The following is a 20,313-nucleotide window of genomic DNA, read 5'->3' on the forward strand; positions in this document are numbered from 1 at the left end:
AAGGACGTCGCGGCGAGCGCTATCGTCGCGCCATGGTCGCTAGCGCCTGGATCAGCATGGGCGCGGTGCGTCTGATATCGTCGAGATAGGATTTTACCGCCTGTTCGGCAGCGCGCGCCTCGGCAACATCGGATCGAATGAACCGGATGCGGCTACCGATGCGCGCCTGGCCCAGCCGCCAGAGATCGACCTCCACGATGCCGGCTATCTTGGGATAGCCGCCGGCCGTATTGGCGTCGCTCATCTGGATGATCGGCTCTCCCGCCGGCGGCATCTGCACGACGCCTGGAACAACGCCGTGCGAGCGCATCTCCATGGGTGAGGCAAGCATGATGGGGGCGCCCGAAAGCCGGTAGCCGGTACGGTCGCTTTGGGACGAGATCTTCCATGTCTGCGTCCAGAAGCGGTCCGCCTCGCCGCCGAAAAGAGCATATTCTCCGGCCGGGATGGCCCGAACGAGAAGCACGCCGTCATCTGGAGCTGGAAAGTGTGCCGCGAGCGCCGTTTCGGGTGGGACAGCGCCAAACCCGCCATCCGGCACTCCACTGGCCTCGATATTGGCAATGCTCAGCCGATCATTCGCCGCCAGAAAACGGCCCTCCAGTCCACCAAATCCGCCTCGTAGCGACGTGCTGCGCGAGCCCATCACCGGCTCGACATCAAGTCCGCCGGCAAGGCAAAGGTAGGCGCGAGCAGACTGGAGGGGCGTACCGAGCTCCAGCACCTGTCCCGCCGAAACCACCATTGCCCACCAGGGCGGCAGCGGGCGTCCGTCGAGGCGCGCATCGCAATCCGCGCCGGTGACGGCAACGGCTATGTCCTTCTCGAACCGAAGGCGAAATGGAAACGTCTGGATCTCAAGGGCCGCCGCCCCCTCCTCATTGCCAAGCAGCAGATTGCCGACGGTGAGTGCCAGCTTGTCCATCGCGCCGCTCGACGTGACGCCGATGTTCCGATAGCCGAAGCGGCCAAGGTCCTGCACGGTGTTCAAGGGGCCGGTCTGAAGAATTTCGATCACAGCTCGATCCTTTCGGGCAGGAAGCGAACCTTGTCGCCGGGGGCCAGCAGCGCCGGCGGCGTCCTCGCGGGATCGAATACGGAAAGCTCCGCAAAGCCGATGGAGTTCCAGCCGTTCGGCCCCGTCAGTACCGACACACCCGTCTGCATGCCGCCGATCGTCACCGTGCCCTTGAGCATTCTCAGCGACGGCACTGTCTTGCGCGGCATGTAGATACGTGCATCAAGGCCGTGCAGATAGCCGAAGCCCGGAGCGCTTCCGAGCGCGAAAACGGTATAATTGCCTTCCGAATGCAGCCGGACGACCTCGCGATCGCTCAGGCCGGAGAAATCACAAACGGCCGCGAGATCCGTCGCATGCTCACCACCATAGGTCACCGGGATCTCGATCGTTTTGCCAGCAAGATCGATACCGCGGACACGATCCCATTCCTGTCTCAGCCGGGCCTCCACCTGGTCCGGCTCCTCGGATGTCTGCTTGAGGATCACCAGAAGGTTGGTGACGCCCGGGACGATTTCGCGAACCTCGGACCATGTCTCCACTGCCTTGGCCAAGGCCCAGATTCGCCTCTGGGTCGGAAGGTCGAAATCCCCCGGCGCTTCCACCAGATAGGCGCTGGTGCCGATGACGGAGATCTTCGGAGCATCGGCAAGAGCCGGAGAGATGAGCCCCGGTGTTGAGAGAGCTGTTGCTTGCATGTCGGTCATTGTGCTGGCTCGATCGAAAAAATGGGGTCGCCATAGCCGACGAGATCGCCGGCCTTGACCGGGCATTCGTTCAATGTGCCGGCCTCGGGCGCACGAACCGGCAGCAGGAGCGGGCCCACCTTTACGAAGCCGAGGATATCCCCGGCGGTAATAGCTGTGTCTTCCGCCGCTGCAGGCATGCCGCGAGCCGGATGCGCGTCGAGAAAATGTCCGGCGAACGGTGCCTTGGCGGCTGCGACGTGCGCCGGCATGGTCGGAGCTACATCGCGCAATCCATCATCGATATGATGAGAAACCTCGTCGTCCATGACGATCCGAATGTGACGACCGTCCTCCGTTTCGATCTCGATCGCGCTTGCGCCGGCGTTTTCCAGCCAGGCAGCAATCTGCTGCATGATTGCCGGATCGGTGAAGTCTTCGGTCATCGCCTTGGCTGTCCGCTTTGCTCGCTTCATCATTACTTTCGCTCGCTCAACCAATGCTCAAGATGATGAATGTCCGTTCCGCCGGCACAGAAAGCCGGGTCCTCGAAGATCTCACGATGGAGGGGAAGATTGGTGGCGATCCCGTCGATCCTCGTATCCGCCAGTGCTACCTGCATGCGGCGGATTGCCTGGTCGCGCGTCGGCGCATGCACGATCAGTTTCGCGATCAGGGAGTCGTAATGGGGCGACACCTTGTAGCCGGTCGCTACATGGCTATCGACGCGAACGCCGGGGCCTGCGGGAAACCGTGCATTGGTGATCCTGCCCGGGGAAGCAGCAAAGCTGAATGGGTCTTCCGCATTGATACGGCACTCGAAGGAGTGGCCCGATGTCTGAACATCAGCCTGAGAAATCTTAAGCAGCAGCCCTTGCGCGACGCGAAGCTGCTCGCAGACGATATCGATGCCCGAGGTCATTTCCGTGACCGGATGCTCGACCTGAAGACGCGTATTCATTTCGATGAAGTAGAAGGCGCCGTTCTCGTAGAGAAATTCGAATGTTCCCACGCCCTGGTAACCGATCCGGCGGCAGGCCTCCACGCAACGCTCGCTGACAGCCGCCGCGACCTTGTCCGGGATGCCGGGCGCCGGCGCTTCTTCAACCACCTTTTGATGGCGTCGCTGCGTCGAGCAATCGCGGTGACCGAGCCACACGGCATTGCCGTGGTTGTCGCAGAGCACCTGGATTTCGACGTGCCGGGGATGTTCGAGGAACTTCTCGAGATAAAGCTCGGGCGTACCGAAGGCTCTTCTGGCTTCTTCCCGCGTCACCGATACGGCGTCTTCCAGCGTCGAAGCATCATGGACGACGCGCATACCGCGTCCCCCACCGCCGCCCGCGGCCTTCACGATCACCGGATAGCCGATGTCGCGGGCGATCTCCCTGATCGCGGCGATATCTTCGGGTAGCGCCGTATCCGGGCCGGGCACACAGGGCACGCCGGCCTCGATCATCGCCCGCTTGGCGGCAATCTTGTCGCCCATCATCCGGATGGCCGAAGCAGGCGGCCCGATGAAAGTAAGGCCGGCATCCTCAACGGCTTGGGCAAAGCCCGCATTCTCCGACAGGAACCCGTATCCCGGATGGATGGCCTGCGCACCCGTGGTTCTCGCGGCAAGCAGGATGGCAGCCTGGTTGAGATAGGTTTGACCCGGCGCCGAAGGCCCGATGCAGACGAATTCGTCGGCCGTCGCGCCATAGGGCGCATCCCGATCCGCTTCGGAGCAGATTATCACCGAACGCAGACCCAGCTCACGGCATGCCCGCTGAATGCGCAACGCGATCTCGCCGCGATTGGCGATCAGCACGGTGTCGAACCGACGCTCCCTTTGGCGCGGCGACATCAGCCGATCTCCATGAGCGGCTGCCCGGCTTCCACTTCTTGGCCGTCATCGGCCAGGATGCGCAGGATCGGCCCCGTTTTGTGTGCCGATACCGTATTGAAAACTTTCATCGCCTCGATGATGCAGAGGCTCTGGCCCACTTCGACGACATCACCCACCTTGACGAAGGGCGGCGCACCGGGACTTGGCGAGCGATGCAGCAACCCGAACACAGGCGCAACCACCATTTGGGAGGCATTAGCTCCTTCAGGCACAGCGGCATCCGTGACGACGGGCGCGCGCACGGGCTGTTGCCGCGCAACGGTCGAATTTTCCGCAGTGGTCGTCTGCCTGGAAGTGCCGTTCGAGATCCGTACGGTCGTGCCGTCCTGACTCACCACCAGTTCGGAAATGCGTGACCGACCGACAAATTCGATCAGCGTTTTGATCTTTTGCAGATCCATGACCTCTCCACCATCCACGGCGTTCGACTTGCCTCTCCGCGTCGGACTGGAGGTAAGTGCAAGGCGTGGCCGGCCAGTCGAAGCAATGAGGATAATTACACAACGCCTCGCCTGATGGGGGCAGACAAAGTTTGAATGGAGTACCAGCTGGGGCACGAAAGGCGCATCGAACCAAAATGTCATAAATAATGTGATTTTGTTGTTTTATATTGTTATCTAGCTGGATATGTTGATGTGCGCCTGAGTGAGATTTCGTGTGTGGGGAAATGGCCTGAAGACCTCGAGGCAAGCGCCTGTAGGTGTCGTCAGTTTGCGAAATCACCGTTCTCATGCCATCGAAAGCGCCGATATTTCAGTCGATGATCGGATGATCATCGACGTCTGCTGTTATCAAAGGAGAGTTGAATGGCACGCATTACGCTGAGACAGTTGCTCGATCACGCTGCGGAAAATGGCTATGGCGTGCCCGCTTTCAACATCAACAACATGGAACAGGCCCTGGCCATCATGGAAGCGGCAGATGCCGCCGATGCGCCTGTCATCATCCAGGCGTCGCGCGGCGCCAGAGCCTATGCCAATGACATCATGCTGAAGCACATGATGGATGCCGTCGTTGAGATCTATCCCCACATTCCGGTTTGCGTGCATCTCGACCACGGCAACGATGCTTCGAGCTGTATGACCGCCATCCAGGCCGGCTTCACATCGGTGATGATGGACGGATCGCTCAAGGCGGATGCGAAAACGCCGGCCGACTGGGATTACAATGTCGGCGTCACGAAGACGGTCACGGAGATGGCGCATCTCGGCGGTATTTCCGTCGAAGGCGAGCTCGGAGTTCTCGGCTCGCTGGAGACAGGCATGGGCGAAGCCGAAGATGGCCATGGGGCCGAAGGCAAGCTCTCGCATGACCAACTCCTCACCGACCCCGACGAAGCGGTCAAATTCGTGCGCGAAACCAAGGTCGATGCGCTGGCGATCGCCATGGGCACCTCACACGGCGCCTACAAGTTCACCCGCAGGCCGGATGGATCGGTGCTGGCGATGGAGGTCATCGAGGCGATCCACCGCAAGCTGCCGAACACCCATCTGGTGATGCACGGCTCCTCGTCGGTCCCTGTGGAACTTCAGGAGATCATCAACAAGTATGGCGGCCAGATGAAGCCGACCTGGGGCGTGCCGATCGAGGAAATCCAGCGCGGCATCAAGAACGGCGTGCGCAAGATCAACATCGACACGGATGGCCGCATGGCGATGACCGGCCAGATCCGCCGCGTGCTGCAGGAAGACCCGAGCGAATTCGATCCGCGCAAATATATGAAGCCGGCTATGGCCGCCTTGACGAAGCTCTGCAAGGAACGCTTCGAGCAGTTCGGAACGGCCGGCCATGCTTCCAGGATCAAGCCGCTCCCGGTCGCGGACATGGCGAAGCGCTACAAGGCCGGTTCACTGGACCCGGTTTTCTCATAGAGCAACTCCAGGAAAAGTGCACAGCGGTTTTCCGTCCGGAATTGCGTAAAAACAAAGGGCTAGAATGGCCTCGCCGGAAGCCGGATCCGCCTAGATCCGCGCTTCGGCCGGCTGGAGTCCGCTCGTGTCGGACAATTTCAGACCGTGGAATTTCGCCAGCGACGTGACCACATCGTCGATCTCCGTCGCCAGCTTTTGCGCGTTCCATCCAAGGGCCACGCCGGCGATCATACCAATCTGCCGTAGGCCTTCCATGGTCAGTGTCCCTTCGATCGCGAGTGTCGTGCGGCGGAAGACGATATCCGAGAGATGCACGACCATTTCCTGCCGCGCGATCCAGTCGATTTCCAGATGGCTATAATGGGAGGCGCCGGCAAGGCGTTCCGTGTCGCTATAGGTCGACGGGTAGCCCAGAATCGCCGAAGCCGTGGTGCCGTAGCGCGCCAGCAGCTCGTCGACCCGCTTCGGGTCCACGCCGGTCTTTCCGGTGACCGCACGCACCCACTCCGCTCTTGCCGAGGGATCGACAGGGAAATTGCGTCCACCGCCGATTGCCAATTGCTGCGTCGACTGGTCCCTGACACGCTTGAAGCGCGCCAGAATGGTGTCGGTGACTTCCTCGGCAAAACCTCGGAAAGTGGTCCACTTGCCGCCGACCAGCGAGATGATCGCAAAGGGGCGGCCGGCTTGCGGCTCCATCACCGGCGCGGAATGGTCGCGGCTGATTAGCCCTGGGGAAGAAGCGTCGGAGGCCGGCAGCGGGCGGATGCCGCTATAAGTATAGACCACCTGCTCCGGCCCGAAGCGAAGGCTCGGCAGCAGCGATCGCAGACTTTCCAGGAAATATTCGAGTTCCGGCTCTTCGCAGTAGACATTGTCGGGATCGGCACTCGGAATATCCGTAGAGCCGACCAGTGCCAGGCCGAGATAGCCGTAGACCAGGCAGATGCGCCCGTCATCGGCCTCGAAATAGATCATGTGACCGTTCAGGCTGCGCACGAGCTCGGGATGATCGAGCAGGATATGCGAGCCCTTCGTGCCGCCGATCAAATGCGACGGCGCGCCGAGCGCCTCGTTGACATGGTCGATCCAGGGACCGGCGGCGTTGACGACGAGCTTGGGCGTGACGGAAAAAGTGCTGTCGTCAGCACGCCGGAAGGTGAGCGTCCCGTCCGATGACGAGATCAGCGTCGTGGAGTTTGCGGCCAGCGCATTGGCATTGGCCTCCAGCCCATCCTTGATAAGCTCGTAAACGAGCCGCTCCGGCCGGCTGATCTTGGCGTCGTAATAGATGCCGCCGGCCACAATTTTCGGCGTAACATGCGGCATTTCCTGGAGCGCGCACTTCTTCAGTATGAACCTGTGGCGCGGCATGACGCGGCTGCGCGAGCCGAAGAAATCGTAAAGAGCAAGCCCGATCTTGATGAGGACGGCGCCACGGCTTCGCGGCGCCGTGGTCGAACCCGTCAGCGTCCGGAGCGCCGCCCAGATGCCGCGCGTCCAGGAGAAAATCGGCACGAATGTCGGCAGCGCCTCGACGCAGTGCGGAGCGTTCTTCAGAAGCAGATTGCGCTCCAGCGTCGACTGCGCGACCAGCCCGAACTCGCCAGTCTCGAGATATTTCAAGCCGCCATGGATCAGTCGCGAGGGCGCGGCGCTGGTGCCCGAGCCGAAATCGGATTTGTCGACGATGAGACAATTGACGCCCTGGACGGAGAGGTCGCGAAACAGCCCGGCGCCATTGATGCCCGCGCCGAGGATGACGACATCGATATCCTTCTCCTGCAATGTCGAAAAGCGCTGTTCCAGGTTGGCGGCAGTATCGGTCATGGCATGGTTGTCCTGCTATATGTCTAGTCTTGAGATTCCGCCGGCACGAGGCTGCCGATCTTGGGCCAAAGCGGCGTCATCGCATCGGCAATTTCCCTGAAGAGGTCGTATCGGCGCCGATAATCGGCACTGCGGCCTGCGTCGGGATGATAGGTCTTCGCAATGGCGCCGACATCGCGGGGATCGCTCTGCGGATCGGCATAGAGACCGATGCCCGCGCCGGCGCATAACGCCGCACCCCAGGCCGCCGCCTCGTCCGTTTCCGTCACCGTCACCGGCATCCCGAGCACATTGGCAAACATCTGGACGACGACCGGGTTGCGGGAAATCCCGCCGGCAAGCCTTGCCTCGCTGAAGGAAAAGCCGTCGCCCAGCGCATCGACATGGATCTTGTGATTGAAGGCGATGCCTTCCAGCACCGCACGCAGCATATCGCCGCGATCGTGCCAGCCGCCGAGGCCGAAGAAACCGGCGCTCGCCGAGGCGCAATAGGGGGAGCCGAAGAGATAGGGATGGAAGAGCGCCGTCGAGGGACGGTTGAAGGCCGCCTCGATCTCGGGCGCGAGCAGCGCATGAATGGACTGTCCCGCCGCCTCTATGCCCGCACGCTCGCCAGCGCAGAGTTTATCGAGAAACCAGTCGTAATTCGCCGTCGATGCCGGCGAGATCGACATGTTGTTCCACTGGCCGGGCGCGATCGCATTGCGGCAGAACCACCGCTTGTCGACACGCGGCTCCGAAGACAGCGTTTCGTTGATCGAATAGGTTCCTGCGATCACCGCGACCACGCCGGACGCGTAGCCGCCGGCACCCAGGGCCGATGCCGTGACATCATGGAGCCCGGCAACCACCGGCGTTCCCTCGGCAAGGCCGGTGCGGCTTGCAACAGCACTGGTGACACGGCCGACGACTTCGTCTGAGCGCGAGGCAAGCGGAAGAGCGGCCTTGAGTTCATCAAGCCCGAAGAGCTTCAGTGCATCCTCAGAATAGCCCTGGTCTTTGACATTGGTGAAGGACGTACTCGCCTCCGTCCGGTCGGTGCCGATCACGCCGGTCAGGCAGAAGCGCAGCCAGTCCTTGCAGCTCAGGATATGGCCAATGCGTTCGAAACGGGCGGGCTCCTTCTCCTTGATCCAGGCGAGAAGCGCCGAGGGCGCGGACACATGCGGAAGCTGGCCGGTGAGATCGAGGGCCTCATCGGCGATTGGGCTTTCCAGCCAGCGGTCGACAATAGCGCCTGCCCGGCTGTCGAGCGACAGGATGGCGCGGCCGAGCGGCTTGCTCGACCGGTCGAGCAGATAGATACCATCGCCATGGGCCGTTGCCGCGATCGCCTGGATGTCGCTCGCCGGACGCCCGCTGAGGCTGATCGCCTCCGCGATCGCATCGGCGGTCGCGGTCCAGAGTTCGTCCATGTCCCGCTCGATATGGCGAGCCTTGGGCATGAATTGCGTCACCCTCCGCCGCGCCACGGCAAGCGGCGTGCCGTCGACATCGAAAATGACGGCCTTGGTGACGGTGAGACCGCTATCGATTCCGAGCAGACTCGGCATTCTGATTACTCCGACTGATGGAAGGGCCGCTCAGGCGTGGCCCTCATGACCGATCCGCGTCGTTCCTGGCGACGACGACATTGATATTCTTGTTGCGCATCCGATCGAGATGATCGGCCGGCGTCTTCTCATCGACAATGACCACATCGAACTCGCTCAAGGCCGCGAAGCTGTGCAAAGCGCGCCGCTCGAATTTCGTGTGATCGGTGAGCAGAATGCGTTTGGCGGCGCTATCGAACATCGCCCGCTTGATATCGACGATTTCCGGGGACTGATGGAAGACGATGTCATCGGTGATGGCTGACATGGAGATGAAGGCGACATCCGCCCGCAGCCGGTTGATCTCATTGATCGTCATGCGCCCCATGAAGGCATTGCACCAATTGTAATATTGCCCGCCGAGAGCCAGAAGCGTGACGTCATGCATGTCCTTCAGCGCGTTCATCAGCGTCAGCGAATTGGTGATCGCGGTCAGCGGAACCTTGGCCGGCAGGTGCGCCGCCATCTGCAGCACCGTGGTGGAATCGTCGAGGAAGATCGCCTGGCCTGGCTCGACGAACTGCATCGCGGCCGCGGCAATCATCTTCTTTTCCGCCGACTGGCGGTTCGCCCGGTAGACGTCGCTCGACTCGATCAGACTGGTGGCAGCAGCAGTGACGATGCCGCGCGTCTTTCTGAACAGCCCTCGGCTCACCAGCTCGTCGACGTCGCGGTGCGCCGTCATCAGGCTGATGCCGAAGCGATCGGTAAGATCCTCGATACGCATGGAGCCCTCCGCCATCACGGCTTCGGCGATCATCTGCCGGCGAGCGAGCTGACGGCTATGCCGGCTGTCGCTTGGCAGTTCGTCGGACAGGAATGCTCCGATATTCGTCTTCTGTGTCACTGTGGCCTCTGATGCTGACTCTGGGGGTATCAGCTTCGTACTGCGAATGCCGAGCGAAGGCAAAAAGTGGAGATGGAACAATCCTTTGCCACATCCATGAAACGGCAAATGATGGGGGACGCCGCTTTCGGCGTCCCCCTTTGTCATTACTGGGCCAGAACGAACGGGCCCGTGTACTTGTCGACATTGTCCTTGGTGATCAGCAGGCAATCGAAGAGCTGCTTTTCACTCGAGGCACCGGTCTTGCCGGTCTTGATGAAGCTATCGGCCTGCTTGACTGCCTCTTCCGAGAAAATGGCAACCGGCTGCAGAACGGTGTACTGAAGTTCACCGGCCTTGATGGCGGCGACCGCGTCCGGAGAACCGTCAAAGCCACCGACCTTGATGTTGGCGAGCTTGCCGGCTTCCTTCAGGGCTGCAATTGCGCCGAGCGCCATTTCGTCATTGCCCGAGATCACGCCGTTGATATCCGGATGAGCCTGCAGCATGGACTGCATCTTGTTGTGGCCCTGGGTACGGTCCCAGTTGGCAACTTCCTTTGCGACCTTCTGCAGATCCGGATACTGCGTCAGCACCGTTTCATAACCGTTGGAACGGGTTGCCGCGTTATTATCAGAGGGGGCGCCGAACAACTCGGCATACTTGCCCTTGTCGCCAACGGCTTCGACCCATTGCTGGGCACCGATCGCAGCACCCTGGGCATTGTTGGAGACGAGCTGCGCCTTGGCGAGACCTTCCTGGTTGATTTCAGCATTGACCAAGAAAACCGGGATTCCGGCAGCCACGGCCTTTTTCACTGCACCGACCGAGCCGTCGGCATTGGCCGGATCGAGAATGATCGCAACCGACTTGTTGGTAATCGCGGTGTCGATCAGGTTGCTCTCGGTGTTGGTGTCGCCTTTATGAGCGCTGACCGAGGCGGTATAGCCGAGCTTTTCGGCCGTCGCCTTGGCGACATTGCCTTCCGTCAGCCAATAAGGGTTGGACGGATCGTTGACGATGATCGTCATCTGGCCGGCTGCCCATGCGGATCCTGCAAAAATCGGGGCTATCGCGATAGCCGCCAGAAGAATGCGCATACCTTTCTTAAACATAGTCTCTCTCCCTTTTGATGAGCTCTGATGTTACCGGCGAACCGGTGGTGCTTTCCGCAATCGGCTGGCTGTTCGAACCAGATCCGCCGTCGTGGAGAAGTTCAGTTCGGCCGTCAGCTCGCCTTAACCCGACGTCCGTATTGAATGCTGTTCATGAGGACCGCCAGAACGATCACGGCGCCGGTAAAGACGGTCTGCCAATAGGACGACACGCCGATGATCACGAGACCGTCCGAAAGGAAGCCGATGACGAAGGCGCCAAGCATAGTGCCGCGCACCGTGCCGCGCCCGCCTGTCAGCGCTGCGCCGCCGATGACGACCGCAGCGATCGCCGTCAATTCATAGGTGGTGCCGGCGGTCGGGCCGGCCGAGGTGAGCTGCGAAGACAGGACCAGGCCCGCAATCGCAGCGCAGACGCCCGAAAACACGTAGACGAGGATCTTGACCCGCTTGACCGGAACGCCCGAAAGATCCGCCGCGCGCTCGTTGCCGCCGGACGCATAGAGCCAGCGGCCGAACGCGGTCTTGCTCAACACCAACCCGCAGATGATTGCCAGCGCCGCCAGCACGATGACGCCGATCGGGATGCCGGCCAGGCGGTTGAAGCCCAGCCAGTCGAAACCCATGTTGCCGAGTTCCGGACGGCCACCGAGATTGTTGTAGGTGAGGCCGTTGGTCATCAAAAGCGCGATACCGCGCGCGACATAGAGCACGCCGAGCGAGGCAACGAAGGCCGGAACCTTCAGGTAAGCGATGAGCACGCCGTTGACCGCGCCGACGATGGCGCCGATTGCGCAGGTGATGACAACGACAGCCCAAACCGGTGGATAGAGGATGACACCGAAGCTCGACAGCGTAACGCCCTGCATCAGAAAGCCGGCGATGCAGCCCGCAAGACCGAGTGTCGAGCCGACCGAGAGGTCGATGCCGCCGTTCAGGATCACCAGCAGCATGCCGATCGCCAGGATGCCGAAGATCGCGACATGCGAGGCCATGGTCAGGAAGTTGCTGAGCGAGAAATAATAGGGCGACAGGAAGGAGAAGACCGCGATGATGACGATCAGCGCGAAAAATGCGCGGCCTTCCAGAATCAACCGCACGAGACTGAAGTTCCGCCGCTGGCCGTTCGAAATTGATTTCTTCTCAGTGATATTCGTGACTGACATAATCAGTGCTCCATGAATGCGGCTAGTGCGCGACCACTGCTTCGCCAGAGGCGGCCATGATCTTTTCTTTGGTGACGTCGGGACCGAATTCGGCGGATATCTTGCCGCGGTGCATGACGATGATGCGATGGGCGATGCTGAGGCATTCGGCGACTTCCGACGTCGAATAGATCACCGCCAGGCCCTGCTTGGCGCGCTCGGCGAGCAGCTTGAACACTTCCGCCTTGGCGCCGATGTCGATGCCGCGGCTCGGTTCGTCGAGCAGGATGACCTTGGGGTTGGTGGCAAGCATCTTGCCGATGACCACCTTTTGCTGGTTGCCGCCGGAAAGTGAACCGATCACCGCCTCGCCGCCATCGGTCTTGATGTGGACCTTGCGGATCGATTCACCCACCAGTTCCCGTTCGCGACCGCCGGAGGTGAAGAGCCCCTTGGTGAAGGCGCCGATGCTGGCGAGCGACAGATTGGAGCCGACCGTCATGGTCTGGACGAGGCCATCGCGCTGACGATCCTCGGGCACAAGAACGAGGCCATTGGTGATACGGCCGGCGATGCTGAGACGCGCAACATCGCGACCGCCCAGCAGAACCCGGCCGCCGCTTGACCGTAGGCGTCCGGCGACACATTCGAGCAGTTCGGTGCGCCCGGCGCCCATCAGGCCATAGATGCAGACGATTTCGCCGGCGCGGACCTGCAGCGACATATGGTCGACCGCGTTATAGGCGGCACCCGAGGGGCCGGGAACGGTCAGATTGTCGATGGTCAGCGCGACATCGCCGATAGTGTGGCCTGTGGGCGGGCTTCCCAGATCGAAATTATCGCCGACCATGTTGCGCACGATCCATTCGAGATCGATGTCCTTGCGCTCGGCATAGGCGGTCATGGCGCCATCGCGCAGCACGACGGCATGATTGGTGATCTGCAACGCTTCTTCGAGATGGTGGGAAATATAGACGATCGACACGCCGCGGCCCGTCAGGTCGCGGATGACCTTGAAAAGCACTTCCACCTCCGTGGCGCTCAGCGCCGAGGTCGGCTCGTCCATGATCAGGATGCGCGAATTGACCGAAAGGGCGCGGGCGATCTCGACGATCTGCTGCTGGCCGAGGCGCAGATCCTCCACCAGGGTCAGCGGGTCGATGTGCTCTTCCAACTCCTCCATGAGGGCGCGCGTCTGCCGCTCCTCCTCGGCGAAGTCGACGACGCCACCCTTGATGATCTCGCGACCCATGAAGATGTTGTCGCGGACGCTGAGATTGGGCGCGAGGCTCAATTCCTGATGGATGATGGAAATCCCGCAAGCCCGCGCATGCGTGGACGAATAAAAGGCAATCGGGCTGCCATCGAGAACGATCTCGCCACCAGTCGGCTGGACGACGCCGGACAGGATCTTCATCAGCGTCGACTTGCCCGCCCCGTTCTCGCCGAACAAAGTGGTGACCTGGCCGCGATGGATGTCGAAATTCACGCCCTTCAGGGCATGAACATTGCCGTAGGACTTGCTGATGTTACGGGCGGCAAGAACGACCTCGCCGTTTGCGCCCTGCTTCTGCGCCGCCTCAATCATTTGACATCGACCTTGACGGGGGTGACGAGCCAGTTCTTCGGGTTGATGAGCTTGAAGACACCGACGACGGTCGCGCTCTTGCCCGTCAGCGTCTCGGCGTCGAAGCCGGAAAGGACCGCCTTCTTCATCTCGTTGTTGATCGCCGAGCCGGCATCCTGATACTGGATCTGATTGGTGAACTGGCCGAACTGGATGGCGCCGGTGGCGTCGCGCAGGTCGGTGCCGTTGATCGCCGGGCCGGTCTGGACGCGAACGGTGACGTCGGCCGGCAATCCATCGATCTTGAACTCGTTGTAGTTGGCCTTGCGGGTTCCGAAGGTGCCGGTGAGAGAGACCGGCATGACCGCGCCAGTGCTCGTCGCCACGCCGTATTTGTCTCCCGCCGCCTTCTTGTCGGCCACGATCGCGCTTGACAGCGTTGCGGCATCGACCGCGCGCTTCTCGACATCCGCCTGGATCTTCGGGAATTCCTGGGTGCCGTAGGTTTCGGGCGAGAAGGCTTGCTCGCGCACATCGTGCGCGGATCCGATCTTCACCACCGTCGTATCGGCGGCAATCGCGCCGATGACAATCACAGCCACCGCAACGCCTGCCAGCACCGTGAGCTTGGTGCCGTCTGACTTGAAAGGTGCGTATTCAGTCTGTGTATTCATATTCGAAAGACCTTCGGCGATGCTGGCCGGATTGCCTGTTTGCTGGAGATGAGGAGGACGACGCAGAGCGATCCCGATCTATCGGAGACCCGACCAAGCCCCGCGCATGGAAGCGCATAAAGGCTGCCTGAAGCGCTGTCGGCGCAAGACCAAACCATGGCCTGGGAAGAGAGTGTTCATAGGAGCCTCCTCAGTGCGGGCGCTTGTTTCCTCCAGCAACCCGCCGTCGCCGTCTACCATCCAATCCATACGGATCATGATATAAGCGCGTTATTAACTTCGTAATCTATGTTATAATTTATCACCCCTGTCAACAGCCCTCTATCGCTCCGGAATTTCATTTTGCGGCTGTCGGCTCCGCAGAGAAGCACTTTGCAAAATTCCAGCTGGCCGCGATTGAAGGCGCCAACCTCGGGAAGAACAGTCTTGCGGATCGAAAATCGCGTAAAATCAATCGCTGTTAAGCTATTGAATATCAATTATTTTAAAAAATCGGTTGCGGACCGAGCACTCAACTACATCTTCATCGCGATATTCTTGTGATCGCGGCCGCACGCCCTGCGTCGGCAACGACCCACCTGCCTCCCCGAGGTTGACAGCGCCTATTTTATATGAAAAAAATTACATTACTAGAAAAATATTACACATCTGTGATATCTCTATGTTATAATTTAAAGATGATCTGAGCGCATGAATCGGAACAGTTCGTCTGCCCGGAATGAAGAGTGCTCTGAGAGCGTGAGCGATGGGGTAGAATGGCGTGGATGATGGGGGCCCGAGGCATGGGGTCTGACAATCGCACCATGGTGAATGTCCGACCGAATGCCGGCCCGAGGTCGGCCAGGGAGGGGAGGAGTGGAATGTTTTTGACGGATGCATCGCACACGAGGGCTCGCCCCATCGCGGCAGGACAGGTCCGCAATGCCTAAGAATGACAAGATCATCATCGGTATCGACGCGGGAACCTCGGTGTTGAAGGCCGTGGCCTTCGAGCTGTCCGGCCGCCAGATCGCCTCGGCATCGGCGCGCAATCACTATACGATGGGCGAGGACGGCTCCGCCACGCAATCCCTCAGCCGGACCTGGGCCGATTGCGTCAGCGCCTTGCGAGGCTTGAGCGACAAGGTGCAGGATCTTGCCGGTCGCACCGCCGCCATCGCCGTGACGGGTCAAGGGGATGGGACCTGGCTTGTCGGCTCCGGCAATACACCGGTTGGCGATGCCTGGCTTTGGCTCGACGCTCGCGCCGCTTCGACCGTGACCCGTCTCGGCGGCCATCCGGAAAGCCGCGCACGCTTCGAGGCGACGGGCACCGGCCTCAACACCTGCCAGCAGGGCGCGCAGCTCGCCCATATGGATCTCTTCACGCCGGAGGCCCTCGATCGGGCCGAGACGGCGCTGCATTGCAAGGACTGGCTCTATCTGAACCTGACCGGCATTCGCGCCACCGACCCGTCGGAAGCGAGCTTCACCTTCGGCAATTTCCGCACCCGCCAGTATGATCCCGTCGTAATCGACGCGCTGGGGCTCAACCATCGACGATCCCTGCTGCCCGAGATCATCGAGGGAACGGAGATCACCCACCCGCTATCGCCCGATGCGGCGAAGGCGACCGGATTGCTGGCCGGCACGCCTGTCTGCCTCGGCTATGTCGACATGGTGATGACCGCGCTTGGCGCCGGCGTGCGCAGCGGCGGCGAGAACGCGGCCTGCTCGACCATCGGATCAACGGGCGTGCATATGCGCGCAAAGCCGGTATCCAACGTCCAGCTCAATGCCGAGGGAACAGGCTATGTGATCGCCCTGCCCATTCCCGGCATCGTCACGCAGGTCCAGACCAATATGGGCGCGACGATCAATATCGACTGGATCCTGCAGGTCGCCGCCGAACTGATGTCGGAAGCGGGCAAGCCCGTCGCACCTGCGGATCTCATCTCGCGGATCGACGCGTGGTTTGCCGAGAGCAAGCCGGGCGCGCTGCTCTATCACCCCTATATCTCCGAGGCGGGAGAACGCGGCCCCTTCGTCAACGCCCATGCGCGCGCCGGCTTTACCGGCCTTTCAACACGACACGGCTTTGCCGACATGCTGCGGGCCGTCGTCGAGGGGCTCGGCATGGCGACCCGCGACTGTTACGGCGCCATGGGCAGCATGCCCGCCGAATTGCGGATCACCGGAGGTGCGGCACGCTCGCGTGCGCTGCGCGGATCCCTGTCGGCCGCCGTGAATGCGCCGGTTCGTGTGTCGCGCCGCGAGGAAGCAGGCGCGGCCGGCGTCGCGATGATGGCGGCGGTCGCCATCGGTGCCTATCCGAACATGGACGACTGCATCGCCGAATGGGTGACGCCCCTGCTCGGCGACGCCGAGGCGCCGGATGCCGAACAGGCACGCCGCTACGACCGATTGTTCGCAGCCTACCAACAAATTCGGCAGGCGATCGCGCCTGCCTGGGACACGCTCGCAGCACCTTGAGCGACGAGCGCACCCGTTAAAACAAGATGATGTGACGATGCAGGAAGCATCCCAAGGAGCATGAAATGACTGAATCCGAAATCTTGGATCTCTTCGTGATCGGCGGCGGCATCAATGGCGCCGGGATCGCGCGCGATGCCGCGGGTCGGGGCCTTTCCGTCATGCTGTGCGAAAAGGGCGATCTGGCCGAGGGAACGTCGTCACGCTCCGGAAAACTAGTGCATGGCGGCCTGCGCTATCTCGAATATTACGAATTCCGTCTGGTCCGCGAAGCGCTGATCGAACGCGAAGTGCTGCTGAATTCCGCAAGCCACATCATCTGGCCGATGCGCTTCGTGCTGCCGCATAGCCCGACGGACCGCCCGGCCTGGCTCGTCCGCTTGGGCCTCTTCCTCTATGATCATCTCGGCGGCCGCAAGCGGCTGCCCGGCACGCGCACGCTCGACCTTCGCCGCGATCCGGAAGGCGCGCCTATCCTCGACCAATACACCAAGGGCTTCGAATATTCGGACTGCTGGGTCGACGATGCCCGGCTTGTACTGCTGAACGCGCTTGACGCCGCCAGCAAGGGCGCACGGATCCTGACGCGCACGGCCTGCGTCAGCGCGCGACGTGAAGAGGGCTGTTGGGTCGTCCAGATGCGCGATCAGCGGTCCGGCGAGCTGCGCACCGTGCGGGCGCGGGTGCTGGTGAATGCCGCCGGCCCCTGGGTCAACGACATCATCGGCCGCGTTGCCGGCTCCAACAGCCGCCGCAACGTCAGGCTCGTCAAAGGCAGCCACATCATCGTTCCAAAATTCTGGAGCGGGCAACAGGCCTATCTGGTCCAGAACCACGACAAGCGCGTCATCTTCATCAATCCCTATGAGGGCGACATGGCCCTGATCGGCACGACCGACATTCCCTATGACGGCAAGCCGGAAGAAGTGAAGGCCGACGAGCAGGAGATCGACTATCTGATTTCCGCCGTGAACCGCTACTTCAAGGAGAAGCTGCGCCGCTCCGACGTGATCGAGAGTTTCTCGGGCGTTCGCCCGCTGTTCGACGACGGTCAGGGTAATCCCTCGGCGGTCACCCGCGACTATGTCTTCGATCTCGACGAGACCGCCGGCGCGCCCCTCCTCAACGTCTTCGGCGGCAAGATCACCACCTTTCGCAAGCTCTCCGAACACGCCGTGCAGAAGCTCGCCAAGTTCTTTCCGAAGATGGGCGGCGACTGGACGCGCGCAGCAGTTCTGCCGGGCGGCGATATTCCGAATGCCGACTACATCGCTTTTTCCGACAGCCTGCGCAGCGCCTATCCATGGATGCCGCGCCAGCTCGTGAACCATTACGGGCACCTTTACGGCGCGCGCACCAAACTGGTCGTTGGCAATGCCACATCGCTTGCCGATCTCGGGCGTCATTTCGGCGGCAATCTCTATGAGGCCGAGGCCCGCTATCTGGCGGCCTCCGAATGGGCGCAGTCGGCGGAGGACGTTCTCAAGCGGCGCACCAAGGAAGGCCTGCGTATGAATGAGCAGGAAAAAGCGAATTTCTCGGCCTGGTTCGAGAGCGAATTGGCGATCGCCGCCTGAACCATCCGCCCTTCAAGGAGCAGACCTCTATGCCGTTGACGCTGTCCCTCAACACCAATCCGCTGGTGAACCGCTTCGCCGACCCTGACGACCTGATCGAAGCGGTGGCGCGGGACCTCAAGATCCGTGATCTCCAGCTTACGCACGAATTCATCAATCCGAGCTGGCAGGCGCCCGTCATCCGCCGCCTCACCCGGACGATGCAGGCAGCCCTCCGGCGGACCGGCGTTCGCGTGACATCCGGCATGACCGGACCTTACGGGCGCCTGAACCATTTCGGCCATCCCGATGCCGATGTCCGGCGCTATTATGTCGACTGGTTCAAGACCTTTGCCGACATCACCGCCGATCTCGGCGGGCACTCGGTCGGCACGCAATTCGCGATCTTCACCTACAAGGACTATGACGATCCGGCCCGGCGCGAAGAGCTGATCAAGATCGCCATCGATTGCTGGGCTGATGTCGCCGAGCATGCCAAGTCGGCGGGTCTTTCCTATGTTTTCTGGGAGCCGATGAGCATAGGGCGCGAATTCGGTGAGACCATCGACGCATGCCTCAAGCTGCAATCCCGCCTGACGACCGCCAATCTCGCCGTGCCGATGTGGATGATGGCGGATATCGATCATGGCGACGTCACCTCCGCCAATCCCGATGACTTCGATCCCTATGCCTGGGCACGCGCAGTTCCGAAGATCTCCCCGATCATTCACATCAAGCAGAGCCTCATGGACAAGGGTGGCCACCGGCCGTTTACGGCGGAGTTCAACGCCAAGGGTCGCATCCAGCCTGCTCCGTTGCTCAAGGCCTTTGCCACGGGCGGCGCGCAGAACAATGAAATCTGCCTCGAGCTGTCATTCAAGGAGCGCGAACCCAACGACCGCCAGGTCATCTCGCAGATTGCCGAAAGCATCGCCTTCTGGGCACCGTACATCGATACCGGCATTGACGACTTGCACATCTAGCCGCAAGCGTCGATCAAGCTGTCTTGAAGTAAACGCATGATCGAATGGAACAGGGGACGATTGATGACGGATGCGGATGAGTCGCTTGCGGTGCGCGCAGCCTGGCTACATTATGCCGGCGGCTTTACGCAGTCCGAAGTCGCCAAGCGCCTGGGCGTGCCCTCGGTCAAGGCCCACCGTCTGATCGCAAGAGCGGTCGCCGATGGCGTCGTCAAGGTCACCATCGATGGTGATATCGTCGAATGCGTCGAGCTCGAAACGAAGCTCGCGGCACGCTTCGGCCTGCAATATTGCGAGGTCGCGCCCGATCTCGGCGAGGAAGGTTTTGAGTTTCGCGCTCTGGGACAGGCCGGCGCCAGCTTCCTGCGGCGAGAGGTCGAGAGCGGCAAGCACAAGGTCATCGGCCTCGGGCATGGTCGAACGCTATCTTCCGCCGTTCACCACATGTCACGCGTCAATGCCAAGGGCGTACGCTTCGTCTCGCTGCTGGGCGGACTGACACGGAACTATGCGGCCAACCCTTATGACGTCATGCACCGCATCGCCGAAAAGACGGGAACGCAGGCCTATGTGATGCCGGTGCCGTTCTTCGCCAACACAAGAGAAGACCGAGATGTGCTGCTGGCGCAACGCGGCGTGAAAGAGGTCTTCGATCTTGCCAACAATGCCGAGCTGAAGCTGGTCGGTCTCGGCACCGTCGATATCGACGCGCAGCTCGTTCTCTCGGGCATGGTGGAGCCGCGCGAGATCAAGGAGATCGCCGCAATGGGCGGGGCCGGCGAAATCCTCGGACATTTCTTCGATACCGACGGGCGCATCCTGGAAACGATGCTGTCGGCCAGAACCCTCTCCGCCTCTTTGCCGCGATCGAAGAAGGAAAAGCTTGTCGCCCTGTCCGGCGGCCTGCCGAAGGTGGATGCCATCCGCGCCGTCCTCAACAGCCACTGTCTTTATGGCCTCATCACCGACGAGCGAACAGCGCAAGCATTGCTGAAGAGCTGAATTCAGCGCAATCAAGAAACATAATTTCATCTCAACATAACAATCTTTATGTTGAATTATGTGATTTAAATGTTATCTTTAACGC

The 20,313-nt window shown here is 61.2% G+C and carries 17 protein-coding genes; 5 read left to right on the top strand and 12 right to left on the bottom strand.

Annotation, left to right across the window (positions count from 1 at the left end):
* Positions 1-19 precede the first annotated feature (19 nt).
* From EX00_RS15370 to accB, 5 genes are read right to left on the bottom strand one after another with little or no spacing between them, the layout of a single operon-like run.
* Positions 20-1,018, bottom strand: coding sequence for a 5-oxoprolinase subunit C family protein (locus tag EX00_RS15370; protein ID WP_047459278.1), 999 nt, complete (start codon positions 1,016-1,018; stop codon positions 20-22).
* A complete protein-coding gene (gene pxpB, locus EX00_RS15375) occupies positions 1,015-1,725 on the bottom strand; it encodes a 5-oxoprolinase subunit PxpB (protein WP_047459281.1) in 711 nt (236 codons plus the stop codon). Before pxpB ends, EX00_RS15370 begins: the two co-directional genes overlap by 4 nt.
* Complete coding sequence (locus EX00_RS15380; protein WP_047459283.1) at positions 1,722-2,183, bottom strand: acetyl-CoA carboxylase biotin carboxyl carrier protein; 462 nt, start codon at positions 2,181-2,183, stop codon at positions 1,722-1,724. Before EX00_RS15380 ends, pxpB begins: the two co-directional genes overlap by 4 nt.
* Entirely contained in the window at positions 2,183-3,553 is a 1,371-nt protein-coding gene (gene accC, locus EX00_RS15385) for an acetyl-CoA carboxylase biotin carboxylase subunit (RefSeq protein WP_047459285.1), read from the bottom strand. Before accC ends, EX00_RS15380 begins: the two co-directional genes overlap by 1 nt.
* The gene (gene accB, locus EX00_RS15390; RefSeq protein ID WP_047459286.1) at positions 3,553-3,996 is read right to left on the bottom strand and encodes an acetyl-CoA carboxylase biotin carboxyl carrier protein; all 444 of its coding nucleotides are present in this window, start codon (positions 3,994-3,996) and stop codon (positions 3,553-3,555) included. Before accB ends, accC begins: the two co-directional genes overlap by 1 nt.
* A gap of 405 nt (positions 3,997-4,401) precedes the next feature.
* On the opposite strand from accB, the gene fba reads away from it, so the two are divergent.
* Positions 4,402-5,466 (top strand): class II fructose-bisphosphate aldolase, encoded by a 1,065-nt coding sequence (gene fba / locus EX00_RS15395; protein WP_047459287.1) that lies wholly within the window; start codon positions 4,402-4,404, stop codon positions 5,464-5,466.
* Positions 5,467-5,556: 90 nt separating this feature from the next.
* Here the strand turns inward: fba and EX00_RS15400 are convergent, their stop codons facing one another.
* The 7 genes from EX00_RS15400 to EX00_RS15430 form a co-directional block, all read right to left on the bottom strand.
* Positions 5,557-7,296: a glycerol-3-phosphate dehydrogenase/oxidase gene (locus tag EX00_RS15400; protein ID WP_047459289.1), complete on the bottom strand. Its 1,740-nt coding sequence runs from the start codon at positions 7,294-7,296 to the stop codon at positions 5,557-5,559.
* A 23-nt stretch (positions 7,297-7,319) separates the two neighbouring features.
* Positions 7,320-8,849, bottom strand: a complete 1,530-nt coding sequence (locus EX00_RS15405; RefSeq protein WP_047459291.1) for an FGGY-family carbohydrate kinase — start codon at positions 8,847-8,849, stop codon at positions 7,320-7,322.
* A 43-nt stretch (positions 8,850-8,892) separates the two neighbouring features.
* Positions 8,893-9,735, bottom strand: coding sequence for a DeoR/GlpR family DNA-binding transcription regulator (locus EX00_RS15410; protein WP_047459293.1), 843 nt, complete (start codon positions 9,733-9,735; stop codon positions 8,893-8,895).
* A gap of 146 nt (positions 9,736-9,881) precedes the next feature.
* Positions 9,882-10,829 carry a D-ribose ABC transporter substrate-binding protein gene (locus EX00_RS15415; protein WP_047459295.1) on the bottom strand — a complete coding sequence of 316 codons (948 nt, stop codon included), beginning with the start codon at positions 10,827-10,829 and terminating at the stop codon, positions 9,882-9,884.
* Positions 10,830-10,942: 113 nt separating this feature from the next.
* The gene (locus EX00_RS15420; RefSeq protein ID WP_047459298.1) at positions 10,943-11,995 is read right to left on the bottom strand and encodes an ABC transporter permease; all 1,053 of its coding nucleotides are present in this window, start codon (positions 11,993-11,995) and stop codon (positions 10,943-10,945) included.
* Positions 11,996-12,017: 22 nt separating this feature from the next.
* Positions 12,018-13,562 carry a sugar ABC transporter ATP-binding protein gene (locus EX00_RS15425; protein ID WP_047459300.1) on the bottom strand — a complete coding sequence of 515 codons (1,545 nt, stop codon included), beginning with the start codon at positions 13,560-13,562 and terminating at the stop codon, positions 12,018-12,020.
* On the bottom strand, positions 13,559-14,215 hold the full coding sequence (locus EX00_RS15430) for a DUF2291 domain-containing protein (protein ID WP_047459301.1): 657 nt from the start codon (positions 14,213-14,215) through the stop codon (positions 13,559-13,561). The genes EX00_RS15425 and EX00_RS15430 overlap by 4 nt, the downstream gene beginning before the upstream one ends.
* 921 nt (positions 14,216-15,136) lie before the next feature.
* On the opposite strand from EX00_RS15430, the gene EX00_RS15435 reads away from it, so the two are divergent.
* The 4 genes from EX00_RS15435 (at position 15,137) to EX00_RS15450 (ending at position 20,228) form a co-directional block, all read left to right on the top strand.
* The gene (locus EX00_RS15435; RefSeq protein ID WP_047459304.1) at positions 15,137-16,687 is read left to right on the top strand and encodes an FGGY-family carbohydrate kinase; all 1,551 of its coding nucleotides are present in this window, start codon (positions 15,137-15,139) and stop codon (positions 16,685-16,687) included.
* A 65-nt stretch (positions 16,688-16,752) separates the two neighbouring features.
* A complete protein-coding gene (locus tag EX00_RS15440) occupies positions 16,753-18,264 on the top strand; it encodes a glycerol-3-phosphate dehydrogenase (protein ID WP_047459306.1) in 1,512 nt (503 codons plus the stop codon).
* Between the two features lie 29 nt (positions 18,265-18,293).
* On the top strand, positions 18,294-19,226 hold the full coding sequence (locus EX00_RS15445) for a sugar phosphate isomerase/epimerase family protein (RefSeq protein ID WP_047459307.1): 933 nt from the start codon (positions 18,294-18,296) through the stop codon (positions 19,224-19,226).
* A gap of 63 nt (positions 19,227-19,289) precedes the next feature.
* Positions 19,290-20,228, top strand: a complete 939-nt coding sequence (locus tag EX00_RS15450) for a sugar-binding transcriptional regulator (RefSeq protein WP_047460378.1) — start codon at positions 19,290-19,292, stop codon at positions 20,226-20,228.
* The last annotated feature ends 85 nt before the right edge of the window (positions 20,229-20,313 follow it).

This window comes from Martinezella rhizogenes (genome assembly GCF_000799715.1).
Taxonomy (GTDB): domain Bacteria; phylum Pseudomonadota; class Alphaproteobacteria; order Rhizobiales; family Rhizobiaceae; genus Rhizobium; species Rhizobium rhizogenes_C.